The 1,844-nt window shown below is 41.0% G+C and carries 1 protein-coding gene; it reads left to right on the top strand.

Annotation, left to right across the window (positions count from 1 at the left end):
* Positions 1–1,539, top strand: a 1,539-nt coding sequence (locus QN379_RS23360) for a CHASE3 domain-containing protein (protein WP_323507752.1), incomplete at its 5' end; no start/stop codon positions are given.
* Positions 1,540–1,844: the final 305 nt, after the last annotated feature.

A 1,844-nucleotide genomic window follows, 5' to 3' on the forward strand; every position in this document is an offset into this window, starting at 1 on the left:
CAAGGCGCGTATGAAGAATCTTTGGAGATTTTTAAAGCCAAGAAATCCAGTTGGAATAAAAATATCTTAAGCACATTTGCTCCACGTCAACCCGGCCGACTTAACTTCCCCGTCAACCACCCACCATGCTATTCTGTGGTTGTTTTATTAACTAAATTTTCTGAGGCAAGCCAAGTGAAGAAAATTACCTCCTCATCCTTACCGGGCTATGTATTAGTTTTGTTTGTCATTTGTCTCTTGATGTTTACAGGGATAGCCATCACCAATTATCAGAACTTACAAAACCTCAAACAAAACAACCAACAGATGGAGCGCAGTTGGGCGGTACAAGATCATCTAAAAAATATTAATCTATTGATTTTGGACGCTGAAAGTAGCTTACGTGGCTATTTCATTTCTGGGGATCAAGGCTTCCTCGGGCCATGGGAGCTCGCAAAAGAAAAATTAGATCCTGAGTTCTCTACTTTGAGCGTGTTGATTAACGGGAATCCAATACAGCAACAGTACTTAGCACGCTTGCGCGATTTGTATAATCGCAAGCTTAAGAAATTTGAAGAAGGTGCTGCGCTATTTAAAGCGGGAGGATTAACTGACGTAATTACCATCTTCCGAAAAGGTGAGGGAAAACAGATAATGGATCAAGTTCGTGCCTTAGACGTTGTAATGGAAAAGGATGAATTAGAGCTGTTAACGACAAGGCGCAATCGTTTTTACCTTGAGTTCAACCGTACACTATTGATTGGTGCAGTGATCAACTGTTTGGGTTTACTCATTTTAGTTATTTTCTATCGCATGATCCAAATGAATTTTTCACGACAGCGGATCGTAGAAAATCAACTTAAACTAATCAATGAAAATTTAGAAGCGATTGTATTTTCGCGCACGGAGCAATTATCTAAATTGTCCAGGCATCTGTTAAAAGTATCCGAGGAGGAAAAAGCGCAACTGGCGCGCGAACTGCACGATGAGATGGGGTCAACCCTGACTGTTATCGGCATGACGTTATCGAACGTAACGTCAGAACTTGAAAAAACTGCTCCTGTCATAGCAAAAAAACTATTGAGGGCAAAACACGCATTGCAAGAAACCGTTAGCGTAAAGCGTCGAATTATTGAAAACTTGCGGCCGAGCATGCTGGATAATTTAGGCTTAGCGGCTTCAATAGAAAGTCACTGCGAAAGTATTACTCACATGGCCGGTCTTTCTTATGAAACGGACATATCGGAAGAGTTCGAAAATATTGATCCGGATTGGGCTATTGCGTTATTCCGAATAGTGCAAGAGTCACTCAACAACGTCATAAAATACGCCAATGCATCCCATGTCAAGATTACGCTCAAGCGGGATCAAACCGGTTTATGGCTACAAATACTCGATAACGGCATCGGTATTTCAGAAGACGCGTTAACAAAGCCAAAATCACATGGGCTGTTGGGAATGCGTGAACGGATTCTCTTATTAGGAGGAACCTTTACTATCGCGCGACGAAAAAATGTCCAGGGTACGTTGATCGAAGCCTTTATTCCGTCTCAGCCATAAGCGATTCTACGCATCGGACGATGGCATCCATATTTTTCAAATGGTTATTGACTAATTTAAGTGGCATCTACTTTATAGAAGACGATACCTTGTGAAAACTATGAGTTTGTTGCTTCATTCATTCTATGAAACAACAACAGTAATAAAATACACTCATCCATGCGTATTCTTTGAGCGAAACTCATTGGCCAGTTAAAAGAAATTTTTCTTTAGGCTATCAACCGGCGGCACATAATTGATTACTTTATTGGCGGCTTTGAAGGCTGACATGATAAACGCATCGCTGCATTCATACGATTCCATAT

Origin of the sequence: Glaciimonas sp. Gout2, assembly GCF_035018905.1 — a bacterium.
Taxonomy (GTDB): Bacteria; Pseudomonadota; Gammaproteobacteria; order Burkholderiales; family Burkholderiaceae_D; genus Glaciimonas.